Annotated in this window: 2 protein-coding genes; one reads left to right on the top strand and one right to left on the bottom strand. The window is 74.6% G+C overall.

From position 1 onward, the window contains the following. Nucleotides 1-197: 197 nt before the first annotated feature. The gene (locus tag CCL05_RS17435; protein ID WP_167409576.1) at nt 198-785 is read right to left on the bottom strand and encodes an AMIN-like domain-containing (lipo)protein; all 588 of its coding nucleotides are present in this window, start codon (nt 783-785) and stop codon (nt 198-200) included. 148 nt (nt 786-933) lie between these two features. Between CCL05_RS17435 and CCL05_RS17440 the strand changes: the two genes are divergently transcribed. Next, nucleotides 934-3183: a SpoIIE family protein phosphatase gene (locus CCL05_RS17440; RefSeq protein ID WP_244204308.1), complete on the top strand. Its 2250-nt coding sequence runs from the start codon at nt 934-936 to the stop codon at nt 3181-3183.

Raw genomic sequence — 3183 nt, forward strand, 5'->3', positions numbered from 1 at the left:
CCGCGCCGCCGCACCCGCCAGGCGGGGCCGCCCACTGGGTGGGCCGGGAACCCGCACGGGCCGCACGCCGCTTCGTCCGCAACCGGCCCCGCCTGGCGGGTGCGGCGGCGCGGACACTGGAAGGGGTGGGGCGGCTGCGGGATCACTGAGACCGGCGCGGCCGGGCGCCCGGCTCCGGAAAGCCGGGCGCACCGTGGTCAGCTCGTGGCGGTCCAGCTGTGGGCGACGTCCACGATGACGCGGCCGTCCACCTGCAGCACCCGGAAGGGCAGCCGGGCGCGGACGCCGAGCCCGATCTGTGTGTCGCCCTCGAAGCTTCCGGCGAACCGGGTGTCCCGGAAGGTGCGGTAGCCGGTGAGGTCCACGCCCGGCAGCGGGCGGCCCGCCCGGGCGGGATACGTGGCGGCGCCGGTCTCCGGGTCGTAGGCGGGTGCTGCCACCCGAACCTCGAGGACGGCTCCGCCGGCCACGGGGATGAGCCGGCCTGACCCGTCCTGGTGGAGCTGGTCGACGTAGCGGACCGAGTAGCCGACGTCGCTGCCCCCGCCGGGCACATCGATGACCATCCGGTCGAAGCAGGCGTGACGGCCGGTCCGGATGTTCGTCACCGGCGCGGTCGTGCCACTGGTGTCGGTCTTGGGGAGGCTCCCCCAGCCGGTCGGGCAGGCCGTGGCCTGGGTGGCGGCCAGGGTGGCGACCGGTGCGGCACCGGCCGGGACGGCTGCCACACCCACCGTGGCGCCCATGAGCGCGAGAGTCGCGCATGCTGTTCTGATTCGTACCATTACCGTCCCCGAGGCTCGTATGTTGCTGGTATGGGGTGAGACGTCCGGACGGACCGAAAGGTTGCACCCACCGCGCCGGACAGCCGGCCATGGCACATCCTGGTGGGGAGCGATGGGGTCCGGTGCGTCCGTACCGGGAGGACGCGAGATGGATGAGTCAGCCGCCGTACCGGACGGGCCTCGGTCACCCGACGGCCGGAGCCGGGGCGGTGGTGACGGTCGGGCCCGGGCCGGGGACACCGGCTGGATCGAGGATTCCCTGACGGCTCCGCTGATCGAGGCCGTACGGGACCTCGGGGGCTACGGCGGGCTGGTCTACCTGCGCTCCCGCGACCGGCGTTCGCTCGTGCTGGCGATGGTGACCGGGGTGCCCCGGTCGCTGCTCAGGACCTGGTGGCGGGTGCCGGTGGGCGGTGCGCTGCCCATGGCGGAGGCCTACCGCCGCAACGAGACCCTGTGGCTGCCGGACGAGCGCGCCACCATGGTGCGCTTCCCGCACTTCACTGCCGGGCTGCCGTACTCCTTCGGCTCTGCCTACCGCCCCGTCCGGGCCGGCGGCGAGGCCGTGGGTGTCCTGGTCGTGCTCCGCTCGGCCGCCCGGTCGCCGCTGGACGCGGAGGCGGTGGAGCCCGCGCTGCGCCCCGCCGGGCAGGCCATGGAGGAGCGTCTCACCCGCCTCACCGCCGGCCGGCCGGGCACGGGCTCGGCCGCGGACCGGGTCGAGTACGACGGCGAACCGGTCGGCGTGCGGCTGCCCACGCCCGCCGTCCATCCCGTCCGGGTCGGGCTCATCGACTGGGACCTGGACGACGACACGTGCACGGCCGACGACGAGGCCCTCGCTCTCCTCGACATCGACCGGGCGGAGTTCGGCGGCACCATGGCGGACATCGAGGCCCGGGTCAGCCCCGACGACCTGCACGAACTGCGCGCGTGCCGGCACGACGCCCTCACGCTCGGCCGGGTCAGGTCCCGGCACTTCCGGGTGCGGGACGACTCCGCGGGCGAGACGGAGGCCGGCTACCGGCCCGTCGAGCTGTGGGGGCATCTGGTGCGCGGCGGCACCGGTTCCGGCCGGATCCTGGTGGGGGCCCTCGTCGACGCGGTCAGCGGGCTCAGGGCGGCCGAGGCCGCCGAGCGGCTGCCCGACGGTGTCTTCTCGCTGGACCAGGACGGCCGCGTGACGTACGCGAACCACCGCTGCGAGGAACTGCTGGGCGGCGGCCTGGAGGCGCTCCTGGGCCGCTATCCCTGGGAGGTGATCACCTGGCTCCGGGATCCGGCGTACGAGGACCGCTACCGGGCGGCGATGCTGTCGCAGGAGCAGGTGTCCTTCCTGGTGCGGCATCCCGCCGGGAACTGGCTGAGCTTCGTGCTCTACCCGGATGTGCACGGGCTGACGGGCCGGGTCCGTCCGGCCGGAGCGCCCACCGAGGCCAGGGCAGCGCGCGAGGCGGGGGCCGCCACCGGTCCCGTACCGGGGGCGGCGCCGCCGCCGGGGCCGGTCGCCGCGGCGCGCGCCGGGGCGCTGTACCACGTGGTGCAGATGGCGAGCGTGCTCACCCAGGCGGTCACCGTCGAGGACGTGTGCCGGGCCGTGTCCGAGCAGCTGCTGCCCGCGTTCGGCGTCCGGGAGCTCGCCCTGTACACGGTGCGCGACGGCCGGATGTACCTGCTGTGGGAGTCGGGTTACCCGGAGGGCTTCCTCGCCCCGTTCGAGGGGGTCACCCTCGACACTCAGCTGCCCGGTGTGCACGCCCTGACCACGCGGCTGCCGCTCTTCTTCGAGTCGCCCGAGGACCTCTCCGTCGCCTACCCGGGCATCGCCCTGGACCGTATGAGCGCCTGGTCGTTCCTGCCGCTGATCGCCTCCGGGCATCCCGTCGGCTCGTGCATCCTCGGCTGGGACACCCCGCGCCGGTTCACCGCCGACGAGCGCTCCGCGCTCACCGCGCTGAGCGGACTGGCCGCGCAGGCGCTGGAGCGGGCACGGCTCTACGACGCCGAGTCCGCCGTCGCCCGCGGTCTTCAGGAGGGGCTGCTGCCGCACCGGCTGCCCGCCGTCGAAGGGCTGCGCACCACCGGCCGCTATCTGCCCGGCACCCAGGGCATGGCCATCGGCGGCGACTGGTACGACGTGATCACCACGGGGCGCGGGGTGGCGCTGGTCATCGGGGACGTCGAGGGCCACAGTGTCGGCGCCGCCGCGGTGATGGGCCAGCTGCGCAGTGCGGTGCACGCCTTCGCCGCGAGCGAGTGGCCGCCGCATGAGGTCATCACGCACACCAGCCGGCACCTGGCCGAGCTGGAGGCGGACGTCTTCGCCACGTGCTGCTACATCGAGCTGGACGCCCGTACGGGGCACGCGCTCGCCGTGCGGGCGTCCAGCTCGATGTAG

It is taken from the genome of Streptomyces africanus (assembly GCF_002150735.1).
In the GTDB taxonomy this organism is placed as follows: domain Bacteria; phylum Actinomycetota; class Actinomycetes; order Streptomycetales; family Streptomycetaceae; genus Streptomyces; species Streptomyces africanus.

Excerpts from the sequence above, each read along its gene's own strand:
- CCL05_RS17435 (WP_167409576.1), bottom strand. The coding sequence starts at position 785 with ATGGTACGAATCAGAACAGCATGCGCGACTCTCGCGCTCATGGGCGCC.
- CCL05_RS17440 (WP_244204308.1), top strand. The coding sequence starts at position 934 with ATGGATGAGTCAGCCGCCGTACCGGACGGGCCTCGGTCACCCGACGGC.